We start from the raw sequence: 24443 nt of genomic DNA, 5'->3' as shown, positions 1-24443 counted from the left end.
CTCAGAGGGGAGTCAGGAGGGCCGCGACGTGCGGTGCGTCAGCAGGCGTTGCAACAGGCAGAACACGAACAGCAGGATGCCGACGACGATGCGCGTCCACCAGGAACTCAGCGTGCCGTCGAAGGCGATCAGGGTCTGGATGATCCCGAGCATCAGCACGCCAAACAGCGTGCCGGCCACATAGCCGACACCGCCGGTGAGCAGCGTGCCGCCGATCACCACGGCGGCGATGGCGTCGAGCTCCATGCCGGTGGCGTGCAGGCCGTAGCCCGAGAGCATGTAGAAGGTGAAGACCACGCCGGCCAGCGCCGAGCAGAAGCCCGAGAGCGTGTACACGCCCACCAGCGTGCGGCGCACCGGCAGGCCCATCAGCACGGCCGAGTGTTCGTTGCCGCCCACGGCGTAGACCGCGCGGCCAAACGGCGTGTGGTGCGCGATGAAGATCGCGGCCAGCAGCACCACGATGGCGATCACCGCGCCCAGCGAGAGCGAGGCGTCTTCCCACAGCGGCAGGCGCCACTGCGACAGCTCGGAAAACGACTCGTTGGTGATGCTGATCGAGTCGATGCTGATGAGGTAACACAGGCCGCGCGCGAGGAACATGCCCGCCAGCGTGACGATGAAGGGCTGCAGCCGGTAGCGCTGGATCAGGAAACCCATGAAGGCGCCGAAGGCCGTGCCCATGAGCAGCACCAGCGGGATCGCCACCGCCGGGCTCCAGCCCCGGTGCTCCACCAGCGCGGCCAGCACCATGGTGGTCAGCGCCACCACCGAGCCCACCGAGAGGTCGATGCCGCCCGAGAGGATCACGAAGGTCATGCCCACCGCAACGATGATCAGGAAGGCGTTGTCGATCAGCAGGTTGAGGAACACCTGGGCCGAGAAGAAGCCGGTGTAGAGCAGCGAGCCCAGCGTGGCCATGGCCACGAACAGCGAGAGCGTGGCGATCAGCGGCAGGAACTTCGGGTTCAGGCGCGAGCGCGTGGCCACGGTCGGTGGCAAGGGCGCCGCGGTGGTGTCGAGCGAAGCCGTGTTCATGACGACGCTCCCTGCACACCGGGCCGGCGCACCAGCACGCCGATCTCGGCCCGGAACTCGGGCGACTGCAGCAGCATCACGATGAACACCACCACGGCCTTGACCACCAGGTTGATCTCGGGCGGCACGCCCAGCGAGTAGATGGCGTAGGTCAGGGTCTGGATGATGAGCGCGCCGATCACGCTGCCCACCAGGCTGAAGCGCCCGCCGGTGAGCGCGGTGCCGCCCAGGGTCACGGCCAGGATCGCGTCGAGCTCCAGCAGCTGGCCCGCGTTGTTGCCGTCGGCGCTTTTCACGTTGGAGCTGATCAGCAGGCCGGCGATGCCCGCGCACACGCCGCAGAAGGCGTAGGCCGCCACGATCAGGCGCCGCGCCTGCACGCCGGCCACGCGCGCGGCGGTGGGGTTGATGCCCACGGCCTGCACGAACAGGCCCAGCGCCGTGCGCGTGACCGCGAGGTAGAGCGCGGCGAACACGGCCACCACGATGAACACCGAGAACGGCAGGCCGAACAGGTAACCACCGCCCAGGAAGAAGAAGGGCTTGTAGTAGATGGTGATGATCTGCCCGTCGGTGATGAGCTGGGCGATGCCGCGCCCGGCCACCATCAGGATCAGCGTGGCGATGATGGGCTGCATGCCCACCTTGGCCACCAGCACACCGTTCCACAGGCCGCACAGCGCGGCCACGCCGATGGCGCCCAGGATGGCGAACGGCAGCGGGAAGCGGCTCTCGGTGCCCGCCACCGAGCCGCCGATCATCCAGGCCGCCACCGCCGCCGCGATGGCCACCACCGCGCCCACCGAGATGTCGATGCCGCGCGTGGCGATCACCATGGTCATGCCCAGCGACACCAGCACCAGCGGCGCGGCGCGGTTCAGGATGTCGATCAGGCTGCCGTAGAGGTGGCCGTCGCGCCACTCGATGTGCAGGAAGCTGTCGTTGAACACCGTGTTCACGACCAGCAGCAACGCCAGCGTGATCAGCGGCCAGGCCAGGCGGTGGCGCATCGCGGCGCTCAAGGGGTTGGTCTCATTCATGTTCGGCAGCAATCAGTTCGTACACAGCGTCTTCGCTGCTCCCGGCGGGCAGCTCGCCCACCAGGCGGCGGTCGCGCAGCACCACGATGCGGTGCGCCACGCGCACCACCTCACTCATTTCGGAAGAGATGAACAGCACGGCCATGCCGGCCTGCGCGAGGCGCAGGATCTGTTCCATGATTTCCTGCTTCGCGGCCACATCGATGCCGCGCGTGGGTTCGTCCAGGATCAGCAGGCGCGGCTCGATGGCGAGCCAGCGCGCCAGGATGGCCTTTTGCTGGTTGCCACCCGAGAGCAGGCCGATGGGCTTGTCCACGCTCTCGGTCTTGATGCCCAGCAACTTCACGTAGCGCTCGGCCAGGGCGGTCTGCTCGGCGCGCGAGAGGAACTTGCCCACGCCCAAACGCGCCTGCAGTGCCAGCGCGATGTTTTCGCGCACCGAGAGCTCGGCCACGATGCCGTCGGTCTTGCGCTCTTCGGGGCACAGCGCCAGGCCGTGGCGGATGGCGTCCATGGGGTTGGCGAAGGCCACGGTCTTTCCGTCGATGCGCAGCACGCCGCGGTCGGGCGTCTCCAGGCCGAACAGCAGCCGCGCCAGCTCGGTGCGGCCCGCGCCCAACAGGCCGGCCAGGCCCACCACCTCGCCCGCGCGCACCCGCAGGTCCACCGCCTGCAGCTGGCCAGTCTGACCCAGGCCCTCGGCCTGCAACAGGGCCGGCGTGGCCTCGTCGAACACGGGCGACACGGGCGCCTCGGTGGACTGCGCGGCCAGCTCGCGGCCCAGCATGGCGGCGATCAGCGCCTGCGCCGGCAAATCGCCCACCGGCCATTCGCCGACCCAGCTGCCGTTGCGCAGCACGGTGATGCGGTCGGAGATGGCGTAGACCTGGTTCAGGAAGTGGGTCACGAACACGATGGCCAAGCCCTCGCCGCGCAGGCGGCGCAGCACCTCGAACAGCTTCTGCACCTCGTCGTCGTCCAGGCTGGAGGTGGGTTCGTCGAGGATCAGCACACGCGATTCGATGCTGAGCGCCCGCGCAATGGCCACCAGCTGCTGCACCGCCACCGGGTGGTCGGAGAGCAGCCGCGTCACGTCGATGTCCAGCCCGATGCGATGAACCAGCTCGCGGGCGCGCCGGTTCAGCGTGGCCCAGTCGATGCGGAAGCCCTGCGCAAGGCCGAGGCGCGGGTAGCGGCCGGCGAAGATGTTTTCCGCCACCGAGAGGTTGGGGCAGAGGTTGACCTCCTGGTACACGGTGCTGATGCCCAGGCGCTGGGCGGCTCGCGGGGAGTCAGGCCACACGGACTGGTCACCCAACCGCATCTGTCCGCCGCTGGCCTCCAGCACGCCGGTGAGCACCTTGATCAGCGTGGACTTGCCCGCGCCGTTCTGCCCCATCAGGGCGTGGATCTCGCCCGGGTACAGGCGCAGCTGCACGTCGCGCAACACGGTGATGCCCGAGAACTGCTTGTGGATGCCCGTGAGTTCCAGCACGGGGGTGGGCGTTGTCGCGTTCATGGTCAATGGGGGCTTGGTCGACAGGCGCACGGCCTCAAGCCTTGTTCTTGTTGTAGACATCGACCAGCACGGCTGCGAGCAGAACCACGCCCTTGATGACCTGCTGGTAATCGATGCCGATGCCGAGGATGGACATGCCGTTGTTCATCACGCCCATGATGAAAGCGCCGATGACCGCGCCCATCACCTTGCCCACGCCGCCCGAGGCCGAGGCCCCGCCGATGAAGCAGGCGGCGATCACGTCGAGCTCGAAGCCCAGGCCGGCCTTGGGCGTGGCGGTGTTCAGCCGCGCGGCGAACACCAGCCCGGCCAGCGCGGCGAGCACGCCCATGTTGACGAAGGCGTAGAACGACAGGCGCTCGGTCTTGATGCCCGAGAGCTTGGCGGCCTTCTCGTTGCCGCCCATGGCGTAGATGCGCCGGCCGATGGTGGTGCGGCTGGTGACGAAGTCGAACAGCACGATCAGCAGCGCCATCACGATCAGCACATTGGGCAGGCCCTTGTACGAGGCCATCAGGTAGGCAAAGTAGATCAGCAGCGCGGCGAACACGGCGGTCTTGATCAGGAAGAACACGGCGGGTTCGGCGTGCACACCGTGCTTGAGCCGGTTGGCGCGGGCGCGCACGCCGGCCACGGTCAGCGCTGCGGCCACCGCCACGCCCAGCAGCAGCGAGGTCAGGCGCAGGCCTTCGGCGTCGAACAGGTCGGGGATGAAGCCCGAGCTGAGCATCTGGAAGGCATCGGGAAACGGCCCCACCGACTGGCCGGCCAGCAGCGCCAGCGCCAGGCCCTTGAACACCAGCATGCCCGCGAGCGTGACGATGAAGGACGGGATGCGCGAGAAGGCGACGAACCAGCCCTGCGCCGCGCCGATCAGGCCGCCGCACAGCAGGCACACGATGGAGGCGGGCACGAAGTGCCATTCGTATTCCACCATCAGCACCGCCGCCAGCGCGCCGATGAAGCCGCAGACCGAGCCCACCGAGAGGTCGATGTGGCCGGCCACGATCACCAGCAACATGCCCAGCGCCATGATGACGATGTAGCTGTTCTGCAGCACCAGGTTGGTGAGGTTGAGCGGCTGCATCAGCGTGCCGTCGGTCATGTACTGGAAGAAGCCCATGATGGCCACCAGCGTGATCAACATGCCGTACTCGCGGAAGTTGTGCTTCAGGTGGTCCAGCGGCGACTTGCCGTGAGCGGCCGCCGGAACGGCGTTGGTGTCGGGGGACACCGCGGTGGGGGTGGGGGTCTGGTTCATCTCAGCTGGCTTTCACGATCGCTCGCATGATTCGTTCCTGGGAGGCTTCTGCCGTGGGCATCTCGGCGATGAAGCGGCCTTCGTTCATCACGTAGAGGCGGTCGGTGATGCCGAGCAGCTCGGGCATTTCCGACGAGATCACGATCACGCACTTGCCCTCGGCCGCGAGCTGCGCGATGAGGGTGTAGATCTCGTACTTGGCGCCGACGTCGATGCCGCGCGTGGGCTCGTCGAGGATCAGCACCTCGGGGTTGGTGAAGAGCCACTTGCTCAGCACCACCTTCTGCTGGTTGCCGCCCGAGAGGTTGAGGGTTTTCTGGTCCACGCCCGAGCAGCGGATGCGCAGCTTCTCGCGGTAGCCCTCGGCCACCCGGTGCTCGCGGCCGTTGTCGATCACGGTGGCGGTCGACACGCCGCCCAGGTGGGCCAGCGACACGTTGAACTGGATGTCTTCGCTCAGCACCAGGCCGTTGCCCTTGCGGTCTTCGGTGACGTAGGCCAGACCGTGGCGCACGGCTTTTTCCACCGTGCTCACGTCGATGGGCTGGCCGTGCAGCCGCACTTCGCCGCTGATGCGGTGGCCCCACGAGCGGCCGAAGATGCTCATGGCCAGCTCGGTGCGGCCCGCGCCCATGAGCCCGGCGATGCCCACGATCTCGCCGCGCTTCACCTGCAGATCGATGCCTTTGATGAACTCGCGCTCGCTGTGGTGCGGGTGGAAGGCGCGCCAGTCGCGCACCTCGAACACGGTGTCGCCGATGTCAGGCTGGCGCCGGGGGTAGCGGTCGGCCATCTCGCGGCCCACCATGGCCTGGATCACGCGGTCTTCGCTGACGGCGCCGGCGCGGCAGTCGAGCGTCTCCACCGTGCTGCCGTCGCGCAGGATGGTGATGGAATCGGCGACGCGGGAAATTTCGTTGAGCTTGTGCGAGATCAGGATGCAGGTGATGCCCTGGCTTTTCAGTTCGAGCAGCAGGTCGAGCAGCGCCTGGCTGTCGTTTTCGTTCAGGCTGGCGGTGGGTTCGTCCAGGATCAGCAGCTTCACCTGGCGCGACAGCGCCTTGGCGATCTCCACCAGCTGCTGCTTGCCCACGCCGAGGTGGGTGATCAGGGTCTCGGGTGATTCCTTCAGGCCCACTTTGGCCAGCAGCGCCTGCGTCTTGCTGTGCGCGACCATCCAGTCGATCACACCGAATCGGGCCGGTTCGTTGCCCAGGAAGATGTTCTCCGCGATCGACAGCAGCGGCACCAGCGCGAGCTCCTGGTGGATGATGATCACCCCCAGGTGTTCGCTGTCGCGGATGCCGTCGAAGCGGCGTTCCTGCCCTTCGAAGACGATCTCGCCGCTGTAGCTGCCGTGGGGGTAGACCCCGGAGAGCACCTTCATCAGGGTCGATTTGCCGGCGCCGTTTTCACCCACGATGGCGTGGATTTCCCCCGCGCGCACGCGCAGGTTCACCTGGTTGAGCGCCACCACCCCGGGGAAGGTTTTGCGGATGTTCCGCATTTCGAGCAACATGGTCTGGACGTGTCCGTGGAGGCCGGGAACATCCCGCGCGGAAGATCCGCCGCCCGCGGGGCCGGGTGGGCTCGCGGGCGGTGGGGGTCAACCGGCGGGGAGGCTCACTTGATCTGCGATTCCTTGTAGTAACCGCTGCCGACCAGCACGCTGTTCCAGTTGGACGCGTCCACCGACACCGGCTTGAGCAGGTACGAGGGCACGACCTTCACGCCGTTGTTGTAGGTCTTGGTGTCGTTGATCTCGGGCTGCTTGCCCGAGAGCGTGGCGTCCACCATGTTGGCCGCGACCTTGGCCAGCTCGCGCGTGTCCTTGAACACGGTCGAGGACTGCTCGCCCTTGAGGATGGACTTGACCGAGGGCACTTCCGCGTCCTGGCCGCTGACCACCGGGCAGGGCTGTTGCGCCGTGCAGTAGCCCACGCCCTTGAGCGAGGACAGGATGCCGATCGACAGGCCGTCGTAGGGCGAGAGCACGGCGTGCACCTTGTCCTTGCCATAGAACGCCGAGAGCAGGTTGTCCATGCGGGCCTGCGCGACCGCGCCGTCCCAGCGCAGCGTGCCGACCTTGTTCATGCCCAGCTGCTTGCTGCGCACCACCAGCTTGCCGCTGTCGATGTAGGGCTTGAGCACGCTCATGGCGCCGTCGTAGAAGAAGAAGGCGTTGTTGTCGTCGGGCGAGCCACCGAAGAGTTCGATGTTGAACGGGCCCTTGCCCTGCTTGAGGCCGAGCTTGTCGACGATGGAATTGGCCTGCAGCACGCCGACCTGGAAGTTGTCGAAGGTGGCGTAGTAGTCCACGTTCTTCGAACCCTTGATCAGGCGGTCGTAGGCAATGACCTTCACGCCCTTGTCGGCCGCGCTCTGCAGCACGCGCGACAGCGTGGTGCCGTCGATGGAGGCGATCACCAGCACCTTGGCGCCCTTGGTGATCATGTTCTCGATCTGTGCCAGCTGGTTCGGGATGTCGTCGTCGGCGTACTGCAGGTCGGTCTTGTAGCCGCGCTCCTTGAGCACCTTGACCATGTTGTCGCCGTCGGCGATCCAGCGCGCCGACGATTTGGTCGGCATCGAGATGCCGATGCTGCCTTTGTCCTGCGCCAGCGCCGAGGCGCCGACGGCGCCCAGCGCCAGGGCGGCCAGCAGGGTCTTGAGGGTTGCACGTTTCATGAAGGGGTCTCCGGTCTTCTGTTGAACCGCGCGCCTCTGCGGGCGCGCGGGGTTGGGGGTGATCCGTGGGCCGGATCAGTACTTGCGCTTGGGGAACTCTTTGGCAGCGACTTCCATCGGGAAGATGCCTTCTTCGGTGACGATGCGTTTCTGCACCGCCTTGCCGGCCTTGATGTCCTTCACGGCGGCCATCAGCTGCGGGCCAAGCAGCGGGCTGCATTCGACCGACACGTTGAGCTTGCCGGCGATCATGGCCTCGAAGGCGCCCTTCACGGCGTCGATCGAGATGATGGTGATGTCCTTGGCGGGCTTCATGCCGGCCTCTTCGATGGCCTGGATCGCGCCGATGGCCATGTCGTCGTTGTGCGCATACAGCACGTTGATCTTCTTGCCTTCGGCCTTCAGGAAGGCTTCCATCACTTCCTTGCCCTTGGCGCGGGTGAAGTCACCGGTCTGGCTGCGGATGATCTTGAACTTCGGGTCGGCCTTGATGATTTCCTCGAAGCCCTTCTTGCGGTCGATGGCCGGGGCCGAGCCCACGGTGCCCTGCAGCTCGACGATGTTGACCTCGCCCTTCTGGTCTTTCATCTTCTCGACCAGCCAGCGGCCGGCCTTGCGGCCTTCTTCGACGAAGTCCGAGCCCATGAAGGACACATACAGCGAATCGTCCTTGGTGTTCACCGCGCGGTCGGTCAACACCACCGGGATCTTGGCGGCCTTGGCCTCGCGCAGCACCGGCTCCCAGCCCGACTCGACCACCGGCGAGAACGCGATCACGTCCACCTTCTGGGCGATGAAGGCGCGGATCGCCTTGATCTGGTTTTCCTGCTTCTGCTGGGCGTCGGAGAACTTGAGCTCGATGCCGGCCTCCTTGGCGGCGGACTTGATCGACTCGGTGTTGGCGGTGCGCCATTCGCTCTCGGCACCGACCTGGCTGAAGCCCAGCACGATGGGCTTCTGCGCCCAGGCGGTGGCCGGCAGCAGACCGGCGATGGGGGCACAGGCGATGGCGGCGGCGAGGGTTCTGCGGTTCAGTTTCATGGTGTTGTCTCCTGGTTGAAAGGGAAGGGCGATGTCTGACGAAGCGATCAGGCCAGCATGTAGCCGGTCTTGACGGTGGTGTAAAACTCTGCCGCGTAACGGCCTTGTTCGCGCGAGCCGTGGCTCGAGTCCTTGCGCCCACCAAACGGCACATGGAAATCGACGCCCGCCGTGGGCAGGTTGACCATGGTCATCCCGACCTCGGCGTGGCGTTTGAAGTGCATGGCGTGCTTGAGCGAGGTGGTGCAGATGCCCGCGCACAGGCCAAAGGGGGTGTCGTTGGCGAGCGCCAGCGCGTGTTCGTAGCCGTCGGCGCGCAGCACGCAGGCCACCGGGCCGAACACCTCTTCGCGGGCGATGCGGTGCTCGGGTTTCGCCAGGAACAGGGCCGGGCTCATGTAGTGGCCGGGCGTCGGGCGCTCCAGCCGCTGGCCGCCCCAGACGTGTTCGGCGCCCTCGTTGCGCGCGATGTCCACGTAGGCCAGGTTCTGGTCCAGCTGGCTGGCGTCCACCACCGGGCCCATCTGGGTGCCGCGCTCCAGCGCGTGGCCCACCTTGAGCGCCTCCAGGCGCTGGCGCAGCCGGGCCACGAAGGCGTCGTGCACCTTGGCTTCCACGATCAGGCGGCTCGACGCCGTGCAGCGCTGGCCGGTCGAGAAGTACGAGCCCTGCAGCGCGCAGTCGATGGCCTGGTCCAGGTCGGCGTCGGCCAGCACCACCAGCGGGTTCTTGCCGCCCATCTCCAGCTGCACCTTGGCGCGCCGCGCCGTGGCGGCCTGCAGGATGCGCTCGCCAGTGGACACCGAGCCGGTGAAGCTCAGCGCGTTGACCAGCGGGTGGTCGACCAGCGTCTGGCCGACCTCGCGGCCGCTGCCCATGACCAGGTTGAACACGCCGGCCGGCAGGCCGCAGCGGTTGATGATCTCGGCCAGCGCCCAGGCACAGGCCGGCACCAGCTCGGCCGGCTTGAAGACCACGGTGTTGCCGTAGGCCAGGGCCGGCGCGATCTTCCAGGCGGGGATCGCGAAGGGGAAGTTCCAGGGCGCGATGATGCCCACCACGCCCACGGGTTCGCGGGTCACGTCCACCTGCACGCCCGGGCGCACCGAGGCCATGAGCTCGCCCTGCACCCGCAGCGCCTCGCCAGCGAAGAACTTGAAGATCTGGCCGGCGCGCGCCACCTCGCCCACGCCCTCGGGCAGCGTCTTGCCCTCTTCGCGGGACAGCAGCGCGCCCAGTTCGTCCTTGCGCGCCAGCAGCTCGCTGCCGATCTGGTCGAGCACGTCGGCGCGGCGCTGGGGGGTGCTGTGGCTCCAGTGGGGCAGGGCGTCTGCGGCGGCGCGGATGGCCAGCTCGGTCTGGTTGCGGTCGGCCCGGGCGTACTCGGCCACCACCTCGCGGGTGTCCGACGGGTTGGTGCTCACCCCGGTGGTGGTGCCGATCTCCCAGCGCCCGTTGATCAGGTGGCGGGGGTTCTGCTGCATGTCGCCGAGCTTCATGGAGGTCCTTCTGATGTGCCGGGCTGCAGTCTAGGTTTGATTTTCATATCAATCCAATCGTTTTTTGGACAAAATACATATCTGTCTTCGGATTCTGGAAAACCCCACCTCACCCCCCCCATCCCATGAGCACCTACAACCACTGGTTCATCCGTGCGCGCCTCAAGACCCGCCAGCTGCTGCTGCTGGTGGCGCTGGCCGAGGAGGGCAACATCCACCGTGCGGCCCAGGTGCTCAGCATGACGCAGCCCGCCGCGTCCAAGCTGCTGAAGGACCTGGAGGACGTGCTGGAGGTGCCGTTGTTCGAGCGCCTGCCCCGGGGCATGCGGCCCACCTGGTACGGCGAGACCATGATCCGGCACGCGCGCATGGCGCTGGCCAGCCTGAACCAGGCGCACGACGAACTCAACGCGCTCAAGACCGGCCACTACGGGCAGGTGGGCATCGGCGCCATCACCTCGCCCGGCCTGACCCTGCTGCCGGCGGCCGTGGCCCAGGTCAAGCAGGCGCACCCCAGCCTGCGCATCTCGCTCGACATCGAGACCAGCCCGGTGCTGCTCGAGCGGCTGGAGCAGGGCAAGCTCGACATCGTGGTGGGCCGCCTGTTTGCCGAGCACGACAAGTCCCACCTGCGCTACGAGCCACTGACCGAAGAGCTGATCTGCGCCATCACCCGCCCGGGCCACCCGCTGCTGGGCACCAGCGGCCTGACCCTGCGCGACGTGCTCGCGGCGGGCTGGATCGTGCCGCCGGCCGGCAGCGTGCTGCGCCACCGCTTCGACCTGATGTTCCAGCAGGACGGCCTGGCGCCACCGATCAACACCATCGAGACCTCGGCCCTGCTGTTCATCACCCGCATGCTGCAGCAGAGCGACATGGTGGCCGTGCTCGCGGCCGACGTGGCCCACTACTACGCCTCACACGGCATCGTCTCGGTGCTGCCGCTGGCCATGCCCTGCCACATGGACGCCTTCGGCATCATCACCCGCACCGACCGCCTGCTCTCGCCCGCGGCCAAGGTGATGATGAAGGCGCTGAAGCAGGTCAGCATGGTTCAGTACGGGCGGGCATTGGATTGACACCCCCGCCGCGCTTGGGCGGTGAAAGCGATCCGCCGCCGGGCCGCCCCAAGGCGGATCAGCCCCCTCGGGGGGCAGCGACCCGCGCAGCGGCGGAGCGTGGGGGCTCCTGCTATGCCCAGCCCGCGTCGACCTTGAACTCCTGCGCCGTGCACATCGCGGCGTCGTCCGACGCAAGGAACAGCACCATGCGCGCGATGTCGTGGGGACGCAGCTTGTCGGGCAGGCACTGGTTGCGCTGGATCTCCTGCTCGCCCTCGGCGTCGAGCCAGAGGGCGATCTGGCGCTCGGTCATGACCCAGCCGGGCGACACGGTGTTGACGCGGATGCGGTCGCGCCCCAGGGGCTTGGCCAGCCCGCGCGTGAGGCCGTTCACCGACGACTTGGCGATCGCGTAGCAGGGGTAGCCGCCGCTCTTGCTCTGCCAGCCGGTGGAGCCGAGGTTGATCACCGAGCCCGCGCCGAGGCGGCGCATGCCCGGCACCACGGCCTGGATCGCAAAAAAGGCCGGGCGTTCGTTGATCGCCATGCGCTCGTCGTAGTAGTCCGGCGTCACCGACTCCAGGGTGTGGCGGTCGTCGCTGGCGACGTTGTTGACCAGCGCCGAGAAGTCGCCCAGCGCGGCGGCCGCGTCGCCGATGGCGGCCTGCAGCGCGGCGATGTCGCGCACGTCGCACACGCGCCACCACGGGCGCTCATGCCCGGCGTCCACCACCTGCTGCGCCAGGGCCTCGCTGGCCTCCCGGGCCACGTCCACGAAAGCGACGCGCGCGCCCTGTTCGGCAAACGCCGCGACGATGGCGGCCCCGATGCCGCTGCCGCCGCCAGTGACAAACACCGCGCGACCGCGCAGACTGGGGAAGCGGGAGAACCCGGCCGTTGCCGGGGCGGTGACGGCGGACGGTGGGGTGGAAGAAGCACTTGTCATTGCAATATGTATATCGATATATATGTTTAAGATCTGTTCCAGACATCACTTTGCGGCGATAAGATGCGCAGCGTCAAGTGGCATTCATCGGACAGGTACAGAAACAACAGACGGAGACAAGCTTGAACCCTGTGGACACCCCACCCGCTGGCGCGCCCGTGCCTGACCCATCCGGCCCCGTGTGCGGGCCGGTGCACTGTGTGTGGGAGGGCGGCGCCGAGCTGGGCGAGGGCCTGCTCTGGTCGGTGCGCCAGCAGGCGCTGTACTGGGTGGACATCCTGGCCTGCCGCCTGCACCGGCTGGACCTGGCCAGCGGCACCCACCGCGAATGGACCTTTGCCGAAAACATCTCGGCGCTGGCCGAGCGCGCCGGGGCGCCGGGCCTGATCGTGACCCTGCGCCGGGGGTTTGCCGTGTTCGACCCCGCTACCGACCAGGAACCGATCTACCTGCACCAGCCCGAGGCCGAGCCGCCAGGCAACCGCTTCAACGACGGCAAGTGCGACGCGCAGGGCCGCTTCTGGGCCGGCTCCATGGACTTCGCCTGCGAGGCGCCGACGGGCGCGCTCTACCGCTACGACCCCGACGGCCGCTGCACGCGCCACCCCCTGGGCTTCGCCGTGACCAACGGCCCCACCTGGGCGCTGGACGCAGGCCGCCTGCATCTGTATGTGAACGACACGGTGAACGGCAGCACCTACCGCGGCGACTGCGATCCCGCCACCGGCGCCCTCTCGCCCCTCCAGCCGTGGAACCGCATGGCGCCCGGCGACGGCGTGCCCGACGGCATGACGACCGACGCGCTCGGCCGGGTCTGGATCGCGCACTGGGGCGGCGCCTGCGTGAGCTGCCACGACCCGGTGACCGCCGAGGAACTGGGCCGCGTGGAACTGCCCACCAGCCACGTCACCAACTGCAGCTTCGGCGGCCCCGATCTGCACACCCTGTTCATCACCACCGCCCGCTTTGGCCTCACGCCCGAGCAGCTCGCGGCTGAACCACTCGCGGGCGGCCTGTTCGCCGTTTCCGTTGACAGCCCGGGCCTGCCCGCCAACCTGTTCGGCGGCTAGATGGAACACCCCTGCCGCGCAGTGCGCGACCCCCTCAAGGGGGCGGCACTGGCCGTCCGGCAAAGCCGGCCCGGCGGCGCCCTGGGTTGGGCTGCTTCATGCGTCTGCTTGTGGCGCTCCGGCACCGAGTACCACCAATCCCTGTTTTTGAAAGCGCACCCATGACCGAGACCACCCACCCCATCGTCTGGCTGCACCACGCCGATCAGCACCTGGGGCTGGTCCCCTCGCTCGGCGGCAGCGTGGCCGCCTGGCAGGCCGATCGGCCGGAAGGGCCGCTGGACCTCTGGCGCCCCTGGGATGGCACCCCGGACCTCTACCGGCTCGCCTCCTTTCCCATGGTGCCCTGGTCCAATCGCATCAGCGGCGGCGGCTTCACGCACGGCGGGCGCTTCCACCCCATGCAGAACAACCGCGCGGGTGAGCCCTACCCGATCCACGGCGACGGCTGGTTGCAGCCCTGGGTGCTCACGCAACCGGCCGACGACACCCTGGTCATGACGCTGCGCTCGCAGGGTTTCCAGGGCAACCCCCACGACTACGAAGCCGTGCAGACCTTCCGGCTGGTGGACGGCGGGCTGGACCAGCGGGTGGAGGTGCGCCACCTGGGCGAGCAGCCGCTGCCCTACGGCATCGGCGTGCACCCCTGGTTCCCGCGCACGCCCGCCACGCGCATCAGCGCGCCGGTGCAGGGCGTCTGGCTGTGTGGCGACGACCCGATGCCGGTCGAACACACCACCTTGTACCCGCCTGGCTGGAACCTGAACGAAGGCGTGTCCGCCCACGGCACCCTGATCGACAACGGCTACACCGGCTGGGGCGGCAGCGCCCGCATCGAATGGCCCGAACGCGGCCTGCAGCTCACCGCCACCATGCCCGACTTCGAGCGCGACGGCGGCGTCGCGCAGCACTACTGCCTGATCTACCGCCCGCCGGTGGGTCCGGCCTTCTGCTTCGAGCCCATCACCCAGCCCATCGACGCCTTCCACTTGGCCGGCCAGCCGGGGCTGCGTGTGCTGTCGCAGGGCGAGGCGTTTGCGCTCCATGTGCAGTGGCGATTGGGTCCGCTGCAGTCGCCCGCGCCTGCCAGCGCTGGTTGATCGAAAGCGCGAAGCCCCTTCAAGCTCTTTTTGATCCTGCCTGACGGGGTGGGTTGGGGGCGTTTGGTGGGTGCAGCACCTCGCGTGCTGCGGCAGGCGCTGCCCGGTGGGGGCTCATCCGGGGTGGTCGGCTGCGCCGACTTCGCTGTGTCCGCCCGTCTGGGGCCGGCGCGGCCAAACTCTCTGCGTTCGCTTCGCTCTCTCCGTTCAGACAGTGGCCGCGAGTCAGACAACGATGCGCGCACCTGCGCGCCCGGCCCCAGACGGGCGGACACAGCCACCCCGGAAAATCGCCCCCACCGGGCAGCGCCTGCCGCAGCAAAGAAGCGGTGTTGCGCTCTACCGGCGGACTACCCAAACCCTTGTTGCCAAGGCCTGAGCGCACACGCCTTGGCTCGCGAGGTGCCACGAGTGAGACGCTCTGTGCCCTACTTGCTCACCCACACTGGAGGAAGAAAGACCCTGAAAGCGCTGCCGATCAAAGCGTCACCGGCATCCCGCTGCGCAGCGACTGTGTGATCGCCTGGCCGATGCGTGTGGCTTCGGTGGCGTCGTTGAGCGTGAGCGGTGAGGGCTGTTCGCCGCGGCAGGCCGAGACGAAGGCCTCCATCTCCAGCCGGAACGCGTCACCGAAACGCGCGAAGAAATCGGGCAGGGCGCGGTGGCCCACGCCGCAGGCGTCGCGGTACTGCACGCGGCTCAGGTGCGCGCCCACGCCCACCTGCAAGGTGCCGGTGGTGCCGATGACTTCGGTGGTGGTTTCGTGGCCGTGCGGCATGGTGCGGCTGGCGTAGAGCACGGCGCGTTGTCCGCCGTCGAACTCGACGATGGCCAGGCCGTTGTCCACATCACCGAAGGGCTGGAGTCCGTCGTGGATGGCGATGGTGCCGCTGGCGAACACGCGCGTCGCCTTCGGGTTGCCGAGCATCCAGCGCGCGAGGTCGATGTCGTGCACGCTGCAGTCCATGAAGATGCCGCCCGAGCTGGGTGCGAACTTCACGAAGAAACCGTCGGGGTCGTTCTGGTCGCAGGTCTGCGAGCGCACCAGGAAGGGCCTGCCGAGTTCGCCCTGTTCGATGGCGGCCTTGGCCTCGGCGTAGCTCGGGTCGAAGCGGCGCACGAAGCCGACCATGGCCACCAGATCCGGGTGCTGCTTCGCAACGGCTTCCACCGCCTCGCAGGTGGCCACGTCCAGCGACAGCGGCTTTTCGACGAAGACGTGTTTGCCCGCGCGCAGGCAGGCGCTGGTCTGGTCGGCGTGCAGCGTGGTGGGGGTCACCAGCACGATGGCGTGAATGTCGGCGTCGGCCAGCATCGCTTCCAGTGTGTCGTGGCAGCGGGTCACACCCAATTCGGTGCGCGCCCAGTTCAGTTCGGCGGGCACCGGGCTGCAGGCGGCCACGAGTCGCGCGCCGGGCGTGTGGCGGGCGAGCTGTTCGGCGTGGCGTTTGCCGAGGCGGCCGAGGCCGGCGATGCCGACGTTGAGGATCTTGGTGCTCATGGTCCGTGCCTTCAGAAGGTCACGGGCTGGCCGGACGTGGCGCTCTTTGTGGCCGCATCGGCCAGCTTCTGTGCCAGCACGCCGTCCTGCACCGTGGTCTTGAACGGCTGGCCCGATTGCAGGCAGCTGAAGAAGTGTTCGATCTCCAGACGGTAGGCGGCGGCGTAGCGTTGCAGGAAGAAGGCCTCGGGCTTGTCGGCCTTCACACCGTTCGCGTCCCATTGCACCACCTCGCTCGGTGTCTGGTTGCCGCATTGCAGCAGGCCCAACGAACCCAGCACCTCGAAGCGCTGGTCGTAGCCGTAGGCGGCGCGGCGCGTGGTGTTGATCTGGCACAGGCGGCCCTTCGCCGTGCGGATGGTGACGGCGGTGCAGTCGAAGTCGCCCGCCGCGCCCACGGCCGGGTCGGTCAGTACCGAGCCGGTGGCGCTCAGCCAGGCGGCTTCGTCGCCGTCGGCGCAGAGGATCCAGCGGAACACGTCGAAGTCGTGGATCAGCATGTCGCGGAAGATGCCGCCCGACTGCTTGATGTAGTCCACCGGCGGGGCGCCCGGGTCGCGGCTGGTGATGACCAGCATCTCGGGGTTGCCGATCTCGCCCGCGTCCATGCGGCGGCGGGCTTCGTTGAAGGTGGGGTCGAAGCGGCGCTGGAAGCCGATCATGCAGCCCACGCCCGCCGCGGCCACGGCCTGCGCCACGGCTTCGGCGCGCGGCACCGAGAGGTCGACCGGCTTCTCGCAGAAGATGTGTTTGCCCGCGGCGGCTGCGCGCGCGATCAGGTCGCTGTGGGTGCTGGTGGGCGAGCAGATGGCGACCGCGTCGATGGACGGGTCGGCGAACACGGTGTCGATGTCGGCCACCTGCGCACCCAGGGTCTGGGCCAGGTCGGCGGCGGCGGCCGGCATGGCGTCGCAGACGTACTTGAGTTGCACACCCGACTGGGCGGCCAGGTTGGTGGCATGGATGCGGCCGATGCGACCCGCACCGAACACGGCGGCGTTTTTCATGAAAGTCCTGTCTCCGTTTGTGGGGCTCCGCGCGCGACTTCACTGAGGCGCTCGGGCAACGGGACTATAAAGAGCTTTCTCGAATTTGGAAATAATTTTCCAGAATATTTTTCCCGTCGAATGAATTTTCGACAGGTGTTTCAGGTCGCCGTCTTGGGCGACGTGGGGCGGTAGGGCAGTTCCAGCGCGTAGGCCAGTGCGATGAACAGGCTCTGCGCCAGGCCCATGGTGCTGGTGAGGGCGCGGAAGCCGAAGGTGGAGTTGTCCTGCACCAGCAGGGTGGCCCTGGCCAGCTTGGCCAGCGGACTCATGCGGCTGTCGGTGATGGCGATCAGGCGGGCGCCGCGTTCCACCGCCAGGTCCACCGCGGCCAGCGTTTCTTCGGCATAGGGCGCGAAGGAAATCGCCACGATCACATCGCCCTCACGCACCGAACGCATCTGCCCCTGGTGCATGCTGCCCAGGCCCGACATGAGGCAGACCCGCTTGTCGGTGTGCTGGAAGGCGTAGTCCAGGTACACGGCCACCGGGAAGGAGCGGCGCGAGGCCGCGATCCAGATGCAGTCGGTCTCGCGCAGCATGTCCACCGCCTTCTTGAACGCAGCCTCGTCCAGGTTGGCCTCCAGTTCGTGCATGCCGGCCTGGCTGCCGGCCAGAAACTCGCGCGCGATCTCGACGCTGGACAGGCTGCCCGAGCCCGACTCGATGATGTCGCGGATGCGCGTGCGGTAGTTGCGGTTGGGCGCGAGCTGGCGCGTCAGCCCCTCGCGGAAGATGGCCTGCATCTCGGAGAACCCCGAGAACCCGAAATGTTTGGCAAACCGCACCACCGCCGAGGGTTGCACCTGGCAGTGGGTGGCCAGCTGCTGGATGCCTTCGAGGCCCACGTGGTCCCGGTGCTGCTCCACGTACTTGGCAATGACCTTGAGCTGCTTGCTCAGCGTGTCGTACTCGGTCGAGATGCGCGCAATGAACTGGTCCACGCTGGTCTGGTCGTTGCCCTTGGATGCCATTGCCCCGAGTCTTTCATGTGCCGCGTGGGTGGGCCCGCGCGATGTGGAAAAGGATTTCTCCGAGCATTCTGAATGAAAACCCAGTTCCCGGATGCAGGGGCTTACGCCAAGTACGGCCGCCGGTCCATGTTCTCGGCGAAGTACAGCCGGAACTCACCCGGCGTGTCCGGCGTGGTGGCGTGTGGTGCCATGCCCAGCGCGGCCAGCGTGTGCTGCAGTGCGCGGATGGCCTGCGTGTCCGGGTCCTGGTCGATCACCACGTCGAGCACGCCCTGCTGCAGGTACTGCCGGTGGTCGTCCGAGATCTCGTGCGTCACCCAGCACACCTTGTCTTGCGCGAAGCGCTGCAGGGCGGCGTGGATGCCGGGCGAACCGGCGCCCGTGTTGTAGAGGCCAACCACGTCGCCCCGGCCCTGCAGCGCCTTCTTGAGCGCGAGGTAACAACGGTCCGGGTCGTCGTGTGTCTCGGCCACGTCCCCGTCGCAGCGCAGGTGGGGGAACTGCGCCGCCAGCACCTCGCGGCAGCCGCCGCTGCGTTCGATGTGGCCCAGGTAGTCCAGCCGGCTGGAGAGGATCAGCACCCGGCCTTCGCGGTGGCACAGGCGCCCGAGCAGGTAGCCCGCGGTGCGGCCGGCGGCGTGGTTGTCGATGCCCACGTAGTCGGCCTGCGGCACGCCCGCGACGTTGGTCACCACCATCGCCACGTGTTCGCCGCGCGCGCGCCGCCTGCAGCGCCTGGCGCACGGCGGGCGTGTCCGGCGCCGAGACGATCAGCGCCTGGCGCGGGTAGCGGCGCGGCCCGATGGCGCGCACCAGGGCCGCTTCGTCCTCTTCGGGGGTGGTGACGCGGTGCACCACCAGCCGCTTGTCGAGCATGGCCACGCCGCGCTGCATGGCCAGGTTCAGCCGCTGGAAAAACGGCGAGGGGTTGTCGGGCAGCACGATGTCGATGTGGACCAGGCCGTGCCGCGTGTCGGGCAGCACGCGCGGGATGCCCAGCTGCCGCGCGGCCTGCACCACCTTCTCGCGCGTCTTGACGGAGGCCGTGTCGCGCTCGTTGAGCACGCGGTCCACGGTGGCCACGCTCACGCCCGCGAGCTCGGCGATTTCAGCGAAGCGGGCGGTCTTTTTTCGGCGCTTGGGGTTTTCCATGATTTGACGATTTTTCGTCAATTATCCCGCCGCCGCTGGCGGACGGCGAACCTACATTGCGCTGGCCGCGCCGTGTGGGTGCCGCAACGACAACACCAGGAGACCCGCCATGAAAATCGCCCTAGACCCGTACATGATCCGGCACCTGTCGCTGGAGCAGCTGCCCGGCGCGGTGGCCGATCTGGGCTACGACCAGATCGAACTCTCGCCCCGCTCGGACTTCCTGGACTGGTGGGTCATGCCCCGCGCCACCAAAGAGCGCATGGCCGGCTTCAAGGCCGCGATGCGCGCCGCCGGCGTGGGCCTGGCCACGCTGCAACCCATGTACCGCTGGGCCAGCCCCTTCGAGGACGAGCGCACCTGGGCCGTGCGCTGCTGGAAGAAGGCCATTGAAGTCTCGGTCGAGATGGGCTGTGAACTCATGATCTCCGAGTTCGGCCGGGGTTCGTCGCCCGAGCGTTCGGTGGGCGAGCGCCCCGGCGCGAACACCAAGGAGATGTGCGAAGCCGCCTGGTTCCGCAGCATGGACGAGCTGCTGCCGATCTTCGAGAAGGAAGGCCTCACGCTCAGCGTCGAGCCGCACCCCGAGGACTGGATCGAGACCATGCAGCCCGCGGCCGACATCGTGAAGAACATCGGCTCCAAAGCGCTGAAGCTCAGCTACATCGCGCCGCACACCTTCTATTACGGCGACGACATGGCCGCCATGATCAAGGAGGCCGCCCCGGTGCTGGCCCACGTGCGGGTGGCCGACACCTTCAACCACAAGAAGAGCAGCCAGCTGCGCTACATCGTCAACCCGCCGGGCTCCACGCAGGTCCGGGTGCACCAGCACCTGGACATGGGCCAGGGCGAGATCGACTGGGACCTGTTCTTCAAGACGCTCGCTGAAGTCAAGTTCGACGGCGTGCTCTCGTCCTGCGTGTTCGCCTGGGAAGAGCGCGCCGATCACTCATCCCGCTTCATGCGCGCCGAGATGCAGCGCCACCTCGACAAGTTTTCCAACAACTGACCCCTACGGAGATATTCCATGACCTTGAACATTGGTGTCATCGGCACCGGCATGATCGGCCGCGACCACACGCGTCGCATTCAACAGGTGCTCGCGGGCGCTGAAGTGGTGGCCCTGTCCGACGTGAACGCGGCCAGCGCCGAAGCCGTCCGCAAGGACCTCGCGCCCAGCGCGAAGATCTACGAGACGGGCGAAGCCCTGATCGCCGCGCCCGAGGTGCAGGCCGTGCTGGTCACGTCCTGGGGCGCGACCCACGAGCCCTATGTGCTGGCCGCCATCGCCGCCGGCAAGCCGGTGTTCTGCGAGAAGCCGCTGGCCACCACGGCCGAAGGCGCGCGTCGCATCGTGGACGCCGAAGTGAAGTTCGGCCGCCGCCTCGTGCAGGTCGGCTTCATGCGCCGCTACGACGCGGGTTACGTCGCGCTCAAGCAGGCCATCGAGCGGCACACCGGCGCGCCGATCCTGGTGCACGCCGCCCACCGCAACCCGGCCGTGCCCGAGGCCTACGTCACGCCCATGGCGATCCACGACACCATGATTCACGAGATCGACGTGTTCCGCTGGCTGCTCAACGACGACTACGTTTCGGCCCGCGTGCTCTACCCGCGCAACGCCGCGCGCAGCCACAGCAAGCTGCGCGACCCGCAGGTCGTGGTGCTGGAAACGCAGAAGGGCGTGCTGATCGACGTCGAGATCTTCGTCAACTGCGCCTACGGCTACGACATCCAGTGCGAGGTGGTCGGAGAAGAGGGCACCGCCAGGCTGCCCGAACCCATGACCGTGGACATGCGCCTGGGCGCCCAACGCCAGAGCAGCATCCTGACCGACTGGAAAGACCGCTTCGTGGCCAGCTACGACGTGGAGCTGAATGATTTCATCGGTGCAGCATCCCAGGGCGGCGCCTCCGGCCCCAGCGCCTGGGACGGCTATGCCGCTGCGGTCACGTCCGATGCCTGCGTGAAGGCGCAAGAGAGCGATGGCCAGGCCGTCGCCATCGAGCTGCCAACGCGTCCGGCTCTCTACAACTGACCCCATTGTTTGAAAGACACACCATGCGTTTCTCCCTCAGCCACATCCTGGCTCCCCGCCAATCGCCCGCCCAGTTCTTCGCCATGGCCCGCGCCCTGGGCGTGACCGACGTCGAAATCCGCAACGACACGCCCAACGTGGTCGGCACCCTGCTGCCGGCCGACGTGAAAGCCGCGGCAGAAGCCGCCGGCGTGAACCTGCTGTCCATCAACGCGCTGTACCCGTTCAACGTGTGGAACGACGAGCGCCGCGCGCAGACCGAGAAGCTCGCCGACTACGCCGCTGCTTCGGGCGCCAAGGCCCTGGTGATGTGCCCGCTCAACGACGGCACACCGGTCTCACAGGCCGACGTGGTGACCGCGCTCAAGGCCATCAAACCCATCCTGGAATCGCGTGGCATCCAGGGCCTGGTGGAGCCGCTGGGCTTCCCGGTGTCCTCGCTGCGCCGCAAGGCCGACGCCATCGCCGCCATCAAAGAAGCCGGCGGTGAAGGCCGGTTCAAGCTGGTGCACGACACCTTCCACCACCACCTGGCGAGCGAAACCGAGTTCTTCCCCGAGTGGACCGGTCTGGTGCACATCTCCGGCGTGGCCGACGCTGACGTGTCGGTCGACAAGATGCTCGACGCCCACCGCGTGCTGGTCGACAAGCGCGACCGCCTGGGCAACGTGCCGCAGATCCGCGCGCTGCAGGCGGCGGGCTACACCGGCCCGTTCAGCTTCGAGCCCTTCGCCACCGAAGTGCAGGAACTGGCCGACCCGCAAACCGCGCTGGCCGACAGCATGGGCTGGCTGCGCGAGCAGGTTGCCGCCTGAGTCCGCTCAGTCCCTGACCCGGAAAAGGCCAGCGTTCGCTGGCCTTTTCATTTGGGCGCGGGTGCCGGGATCAGCGGCACCGCCATTTTTCCTGCAGCCAGCGCGCGCAGGCGATGTTGTTCTGCCAGATGTCGTAGCGCCCGCCGCCGCCGTAGTCGGGGAAGGGGATGAACTCGCAGCTGATCTGCTGGGGGGTGCGCTCGGGGTGCGCCTTCATCTCAGCGAGCAGTTCCAGCACTGCGTCCTTCCAGGTCGTGAGCGCCTGGGCGTCCCAATCGAGGTGGAAGCTGCCCGGTGCGGGTTCGGTGAAGGGGTACTGGATCGCGCGGCCCGGGCGGCCGTCAGCGCGCTGCATGGCAGCGTTGCCCGGCACGCCCGGAGCCACGCTGCGTGTGTGCGCGTGCACCACCCAGCCGCGTGCCAGCCACTGGCGGTAGAAGCTGTTTGCCTGGCTCGGCGCCAGGCGCGATCTTCCGCCATCGGCTGAGCCCTGCAGACCGCTGGCCGCGAGTTCCTCGTCGTTGCCGATCTTGAACACCAGGTGCGAGTGGTCCAGCGTCAGACGCAGCGGCACGTTCGCACGCGCCAGCAGTTCGCCCACCGCCTCGACACGGTGGAAGCGCTCGTTCCACATGTCCACGTGCACCTCCACCGAAGGCAGGCATCCGATGGCGCTGCCGTGCTCCATTGCGTCCAGAAACCAGTCCGCCACCTCGCGGTCGTTCAGTTCGTGACCATCGGCGTGGCGCGCAAACAGCTGCATGTTGAACAGCCGAGCGCCCAGCTCGCCGCCGATGCGCAGGCCCCAGTGCATCAGCGCCTCGTCGCGGCCGGCGCAGAAGATGCCGCCGAACACGCCGATGGGCACGCCGTGTTCGGCCACCCAGTCGCGGTAGGGCGCGAAGTCCTCGCGCGGGTCGATGTTCTTCTCGATGTAGTCAAACACGCCGGCCTCGCGCACCCAGCGCAGTCGCGTGGGTGTGTCGGGCGTGGGTCGGCCGTCGTGCACCAGCACGCCGTCGAGGTTGATGCCGATGGGCAGCGGCGGGCGCACAACGTTCATGTCAGCACCGCCGTGCTCGCGGCCAGCGCCTTGAGCTTCACGGCCGGGTCGTGCAGGTCGGCCGGGCGGGCGTTGATGCGCCGCTCCACCAGCAGGCGAGCGAGCTTGACCTCTTTCAGGCAGCGGGGGGCCAGGCCCCAGGCGCTCATGCCGACCAGCCGTTCCTGCGCGTCCAGGTGGAAGGCGATGCGGTCACCATCGCCCAGCTCGCGCACCACCGTGTGTGTGCCCATCGCAGGTTCGCCGCAGACCTGCAGCTGGTGGTCGTACTGGTCGCTCCAGAACCAGGGCGGCTGGTGCACCACCTCATGGCCGCCCACCATGTTGTGCGCCGCCACGCGCGCCTGGGTCTCGGCGTTGAACCAGGTTTCCTGCCGTATGGGCAGGCCCGAGAGCGGCCCCGGGAACTCGGCCACGTCGCCGGCCGCGAACACCTCGGGCGCGCTGGTGCGCAGGCCCGCGTCCACCACGATGCCTTGCGCCACGGTCAGGCCCGCCGCGTGCGCGAGGGCGGTGGCTGGCTTCATGCCGATCCCGACCAGCACGGTGTCGGCGTCCACGTGGCTGCCGTCGTTCAGTTGCACGCGCACGCCGCCGGGCTGGCGCGGCACGATGGCGGTGGGCAGCACGCCCAGCCGCAGGTCCACGCCATGGGCCTGGTGCAGCGCCTGCGCACGGGCGGCGATGTCTGCCGGCACGGCGCGGCCGAGCAGGCGCGGTGCACCTTCCACCAGGGTCACGGCCATGCCAGCGCGGCGCGCGGACGCCGCGACCTCCAGCCCGATGAAGCCGCCGCCGACCACCAGCAGGTGCCGGCCCGCGCCCAGGCGTTGCGACAGCAGCAGCGCGTCGTCCACGGTACGCAGCGTCAGCACCTCGGGCAGGTCGGCGCCGGGGATGTCGAGGCAGCGCGCGCTGCCACCGGTGGCCAGCAGCAGGCGGTGGTAGGGCAGCACCTGGCCGTTGGCCAGCGTGATGCAGCGGCGCGCGGTGTCCAGCGCCGACACGCGCTGCGTGTGCAGGCGCACGCCGTCGTCGATCAAGGCCTGTGCGCTGCGCAGCTGGCAGGCCCCAGCGGTCTTCTCGCCGGTCAGGAGTTCCTTGGACAGCGGCGGGCGCTCATAGGGCAAATGGCGCTCCATGCCGATCAGGTGGATGGTGCCGGTCCAGCCGGCTTCGCGCAGGGCCTGGGCGGCGCGGCCGCCGCAGTGGCCAGCGCCGACGATGACCATGCCAGGTGTGGTCGTGTCAGTCATGGGGGCCTGCCGCTTCCAGCTGGATCTGCACCTGGCCTTCGTGCACGCGGGCCGGCCAGGTGCGCAGGTTCACGCACACCGGCGCGCCCAGCGCGCGGCCGTCGCGGATGTCGAAACGCCCGTTGTGCTTGGGGCATTCGATCACGTGGTCCATCACCAGGCCGTCGGCCAGGTGGATCTTTTCGTGGGTGCACAGGCCGTCGGTGGCGTAGACCCGGTCTTCGACGCGGTACACCGCGTAGGTCTTGCCGGCGTGGTCGAAGCGCAGCACATCTTCGTCGTCGATCGCGTCCAGCGCGCAGACATCGGTCCAGTGATTCATGGGGTGGTCT

22 protein-coding genes and 1 pseudogene are annotated in these 24443 nt (G+C 68.0%); 6 read left to right on the top strand and 17 right to left on the bottom strand.

The window, feature by feature from the left end; all coding sequences use genetic code 11:
• Window positions 1–12: 12 nt before the first annotated feature.
• The 8 genes from yjfF to IM738_RS19415 all read right to left on the bottom strand — a co-directional run bounded on the left by yjfF (window position 13) and on the right by IM738_RS19415 (window position 10086).
• A complete protein-coding gene (yjfF, locus tag IM738_RS19450) occupies window positions 13–1038 on the bottom strand; it encodes a galactofuranose ABC transporter, permease protein YjfF (RefSeq protein ID WP_236962685.1) in 1026 nt (341 codons plus the stop codon).
• The gene (locus IM738_RS19445; protein WP_236962684.1) at window positions 1035–2078 is read right to left on the bottom strand and encodes an ABC transporter permease; all 1044 of its coding nucleotides are present in this window, start codon (window positions 2076–2078) and stop codon (window positions 1035–1037) included. Before IM738_RS19445 ends, yjfF begins: the two co-directional genes overlap by 4 nt.
• Window positions 2071–3597, bottom strand: coding sequence for a sugar ABC transporter ATP-binding protein (locus IM738_RS19440; RefSeq protein WP_236962683.1), 1527 nt, complete (start codon window positions 3595–3597; stop codon window positions 2071–2073). Before IM738_RS19440 ends, IM738_RS19445 begins: the two co-directional genes overlap by 8 nt.
• Before the next feature lie 34 nt (window positions 3598–3631).
• Window positions 3632–4858 (bottom strand): multiple monosaccharide ABC transporter permease, encoded by a 1227-nt coding sequence (gene mmsB / locus IM738_RS19435; protein WP_236962682.1) that lies wholly within the window; start codon window positions 4856–4858, stop codon window positions 3632–3634.
• A gap of 1 nt (window position 4859) precedes the next feature.
• Complete coding sequence (gene mmsA, locus IM738_RS19430) at window positions 4860–6377, bottom strand: multiple monosaccharide ABC transporter ATP-binding protein (protein WP_236962681.1); 1518 nt, start codon at window positions 6375–6377, stop codon at window positions 4860–4862.
• 104 nt (window positions 6378–6481) lie between these two features.
• Entirely contained in the window at window positions 6482–7546 is a 1065-nt protein-coding gene (chvE, locus tag IM738_RS19425) for a multiple monosaccharide ABC transporter substrate-binding protein (RefSeq protein WP_236962680.1), read from the bottom strand.
• Window positions 7547–7621: 75 nt separating this feature from the next.
• Window positions 7622–8587, bottom strand: a complete 966-nt coding sequence (locus IM738_RS19420; protein WP_236962679.1) for an ABC transporter substrate-binding protein — start codon at window positions 8585–8587, stop codon at window positions 7622–7624.
• A gap of 47 nt (window positions 8588–8634) precedes the next feature.
• Complete coding sequence (locus tag IM738_RS19415; protein ID WP_236962678.1) at window positions 8635–10086, bottom strand: aldehyde dehydrogenase family protein; 1452 nt, start codon at window positions 10084–10086, stop codon at window positions 8635–8637.
• Between the two features lie 125 nt (window positions 10087–10211).
• Between IM738_RS19415 and IM738_RS19410 the strand changes: the two genes are divergently transcribed.
• The gene (locus IM738_RS19410) at window positions 10212–11165 is read left to right on the top strand and encodes a LysR substrate-binding domain-containing protein (protein WP_236962677.1); all 954 of its coding nucleotides are present in this window, start codon (window positions 10212–10214) and stop codon (window positions 11163–11165) included.
• Between the two features lie 112 nt (window positions 11166–11277).
• Here the strand turns inward: IM738_RS19410 and IM738_RS19405 are convergent, their stop codons facing one another.
• Window positions 11278–12093, bottom strand: a complete 816-nt coding sequence (locus IM738_RS19405) for an SDR family NAD(P)-dependent oxidoreductase (protein ID WP_236962676.1) — start codon at window positions 12091–12093, stop codon at window positions 11278–11280.
• Window positions 12094–12251: 158 nt separating this feature from the next.
• Here IM738_RS19405 and IM738_RS19400 point away from each other — a divergent pair, with 158 nt between their 5' ends.
• Window positions 12252–13163 (top strand): SMP-30/gluconolactonase/LRE family protein, encoded by a 912-nt coding sequence (locus tag IM738_RS19400; RefSeq protein ID WP_236962675.1) that lies wholly within the window; start codon window positions 12252–12254, stop codon window positions 13161–13163.
• A gap of 161 nt (window positions 13164–13324) precedes the next feature.
• A complete protein-coding gene (locus IM738_RS19395; protein ID WP_236962674.1) occupies window positions 13325–14263 on the top strand; it encodes an aldose 1-epimerase in 939 nt (312 codons plus the stop codon).
• A 478-nt stretch (window positions 14264–14741) separates the two neighbouring features.
• On the opposite strand, the gene IM738_RS19390 is transcribed toward IM738_RS19395, so the two are convergent.
• The 5 genes and pseudogenes from IM738_RS19390 to IM738_RS19370 form a co-directional block, all read right to left on the bottom strand.
• Window positions 14742–15764 carry a Gfo/Idh/MocA family oxidoreductase gene (locus IM738_RS19390; protein WP_236962673.1) on the bottom strand — a complete coding sequence of 341 codons (1023 nt, stop codon included), beginning with the start codon at window positions 15762–15764 and terminating at the stop codon, window positions 14742–14744.
• An 11-nt stretch (window positions 15765–15775) separates the two neighbouring features.
• Window positions 15776–16771 carry an inositol 2-dehydrogenase gene (gene iolG / locus IM738_RS19385; protein ID WP_236962672.1) on the bottom strand — a complete coding sequence of 332 codons (996 nt, stop codon included), beginning with the start codon at window positions 16769–16771 and terminating at the stop codon, window positions 15776–15778.
• Between the two features lie 140 nt (window positions 16772–16911).
• The gene (locus IM738_RS19380) at window positions 16912–17784 is read right to left on the bottom strand and encodes a MurR/RpiR family transcriptional regulator (protein ID WP_236962671.1); all 873 of its coding nucleotides are present in this window, start codon (window positions 17782–17784) and stop codon (window positions 16912–16914) included.
• A 101-nt stretch (window positions 17785–17885) separates the two neighbouring features.
• Complete coding sequence (locus IM738_RS19375; protein ID WP_236962670.1) at window positions 17886–18476, bottom strand: substrate-binding domain-containing protein; 591 nt, start codon at window positions 18474–18476, stop codon at window positions 17886–17888.
• Between the two features lie 355 nt (window positions 18477–18831).
• A pseudogene (locus IM738_RS19370) lies at window positions 18832–18936 on the bottom strand (LacI family DNA-binding transcriptional regulator); the annotation flags it as partial.
• A gap of 109 nt (window positions 18937–19045) precedes the next feature.
• Here IM738_RS19370 and IM738_RS19365 point away from each other — a divergent pair.
• The 3 genes from IM738_RS19365 to IM738_RS19355 are packed head-to-tail and all read left to right on the top strand — an operon-like array spanning window position 19046 to window position 21792.
• Complete coding sequence (locus IM738_RS19365; protein ID WP_236962669.1) at window positions 19046–19948, top strand: sugar phosphate isomerase/epimerase family protein; 903 nt, start codon at window positions 19046–19048, stop codon at window positions 19946–19948.
• A gap of 18 nt (window positions 19949–19966) precedes the next feature.
• Entirely contained in the window at window positions 19967–20977 is a 1011-nt protein-coding gene (locus IM738_RS19360; RefSeq protein ID WP_236962668.1) for a Gfo/Idh/MocA family oxidoreductase, read from the top strand.
• Between the two features lie 23 nt (window positions 20978–21000).
• Window positions 21001–21792, top strand: coding sequence for a TIM barrel protein (locus IM738_RS19355; RefSeq protein ID WP_236962667.1), 792 nt, complete (start codon window positions 21001–21003; stop codon window positions 21790–21792).
• A 70-nt stretch (window positions 21793–21862) separates the two neighbouring features.
• On the opposite strand, the gene IM738_RS19350 is transcribed toward IM738_RS19355, so the two are convergent.
• From IM738_RS19350 to IM738_RS19340, 3 genes are read right to left on the bottom strand one after another with little or no spacing between them, the layout of a single operon-like run.
• Entirely contained in the window at window positions 21863–22855 is a 993-nt protein-coding gene (locus IM738_RS19350; protein WP_336886530.1) for a xylose isomerase, read from the bottom strand.
• On the bottom strand, window positions 22852–24111 hold the full coding sequence (locus IM738_RS19345; protein WP_236962666.1) for an NAD(P)/FAD-dependent oxidoreductase: 1260 nt from the start codon (window positions 24109–24111) through the stop codon (window positions 22852–22854). The genes IM738_RS19350 and IM738_RS19345 overlap by 4 nt, the downstream gene beginning before the upstream one ends.
• The gene (locus IM738_RS19340) at window positions 24104–24433 is read right to left on the bottom strand and encodes a MocE family 2Fe-2S type ferredoxin (protein WP_236962665.1); all 330 of its coding nucleotides are present in this window, start codon (window positions 24431–24433) and stop codon (window positions 24104–24106) included. The genes IM738_RS19345 and IM738_RS19340 overlap by 8 nt, the downstream gene beginning before the upstream one ends.
• Window positions 24434–24443 lie beyond the last annotated feature (10 nt).

Origin of the sequence: Hydrogenophaga sp. SL48 (assembly GCF_021729865.1) — a bacterium.
Lineage (GTDB): Bacteria > Pseudomonadota > Gammaproteobacteria > Burkholderiales > Burkholderiaceae_C > Hydrogenophaga.
The sequence above is the reverse complement of the archived record's forward strand: the minus strand, read 5'-3'. Positions and strand labels throughout refer to the sequence as shown.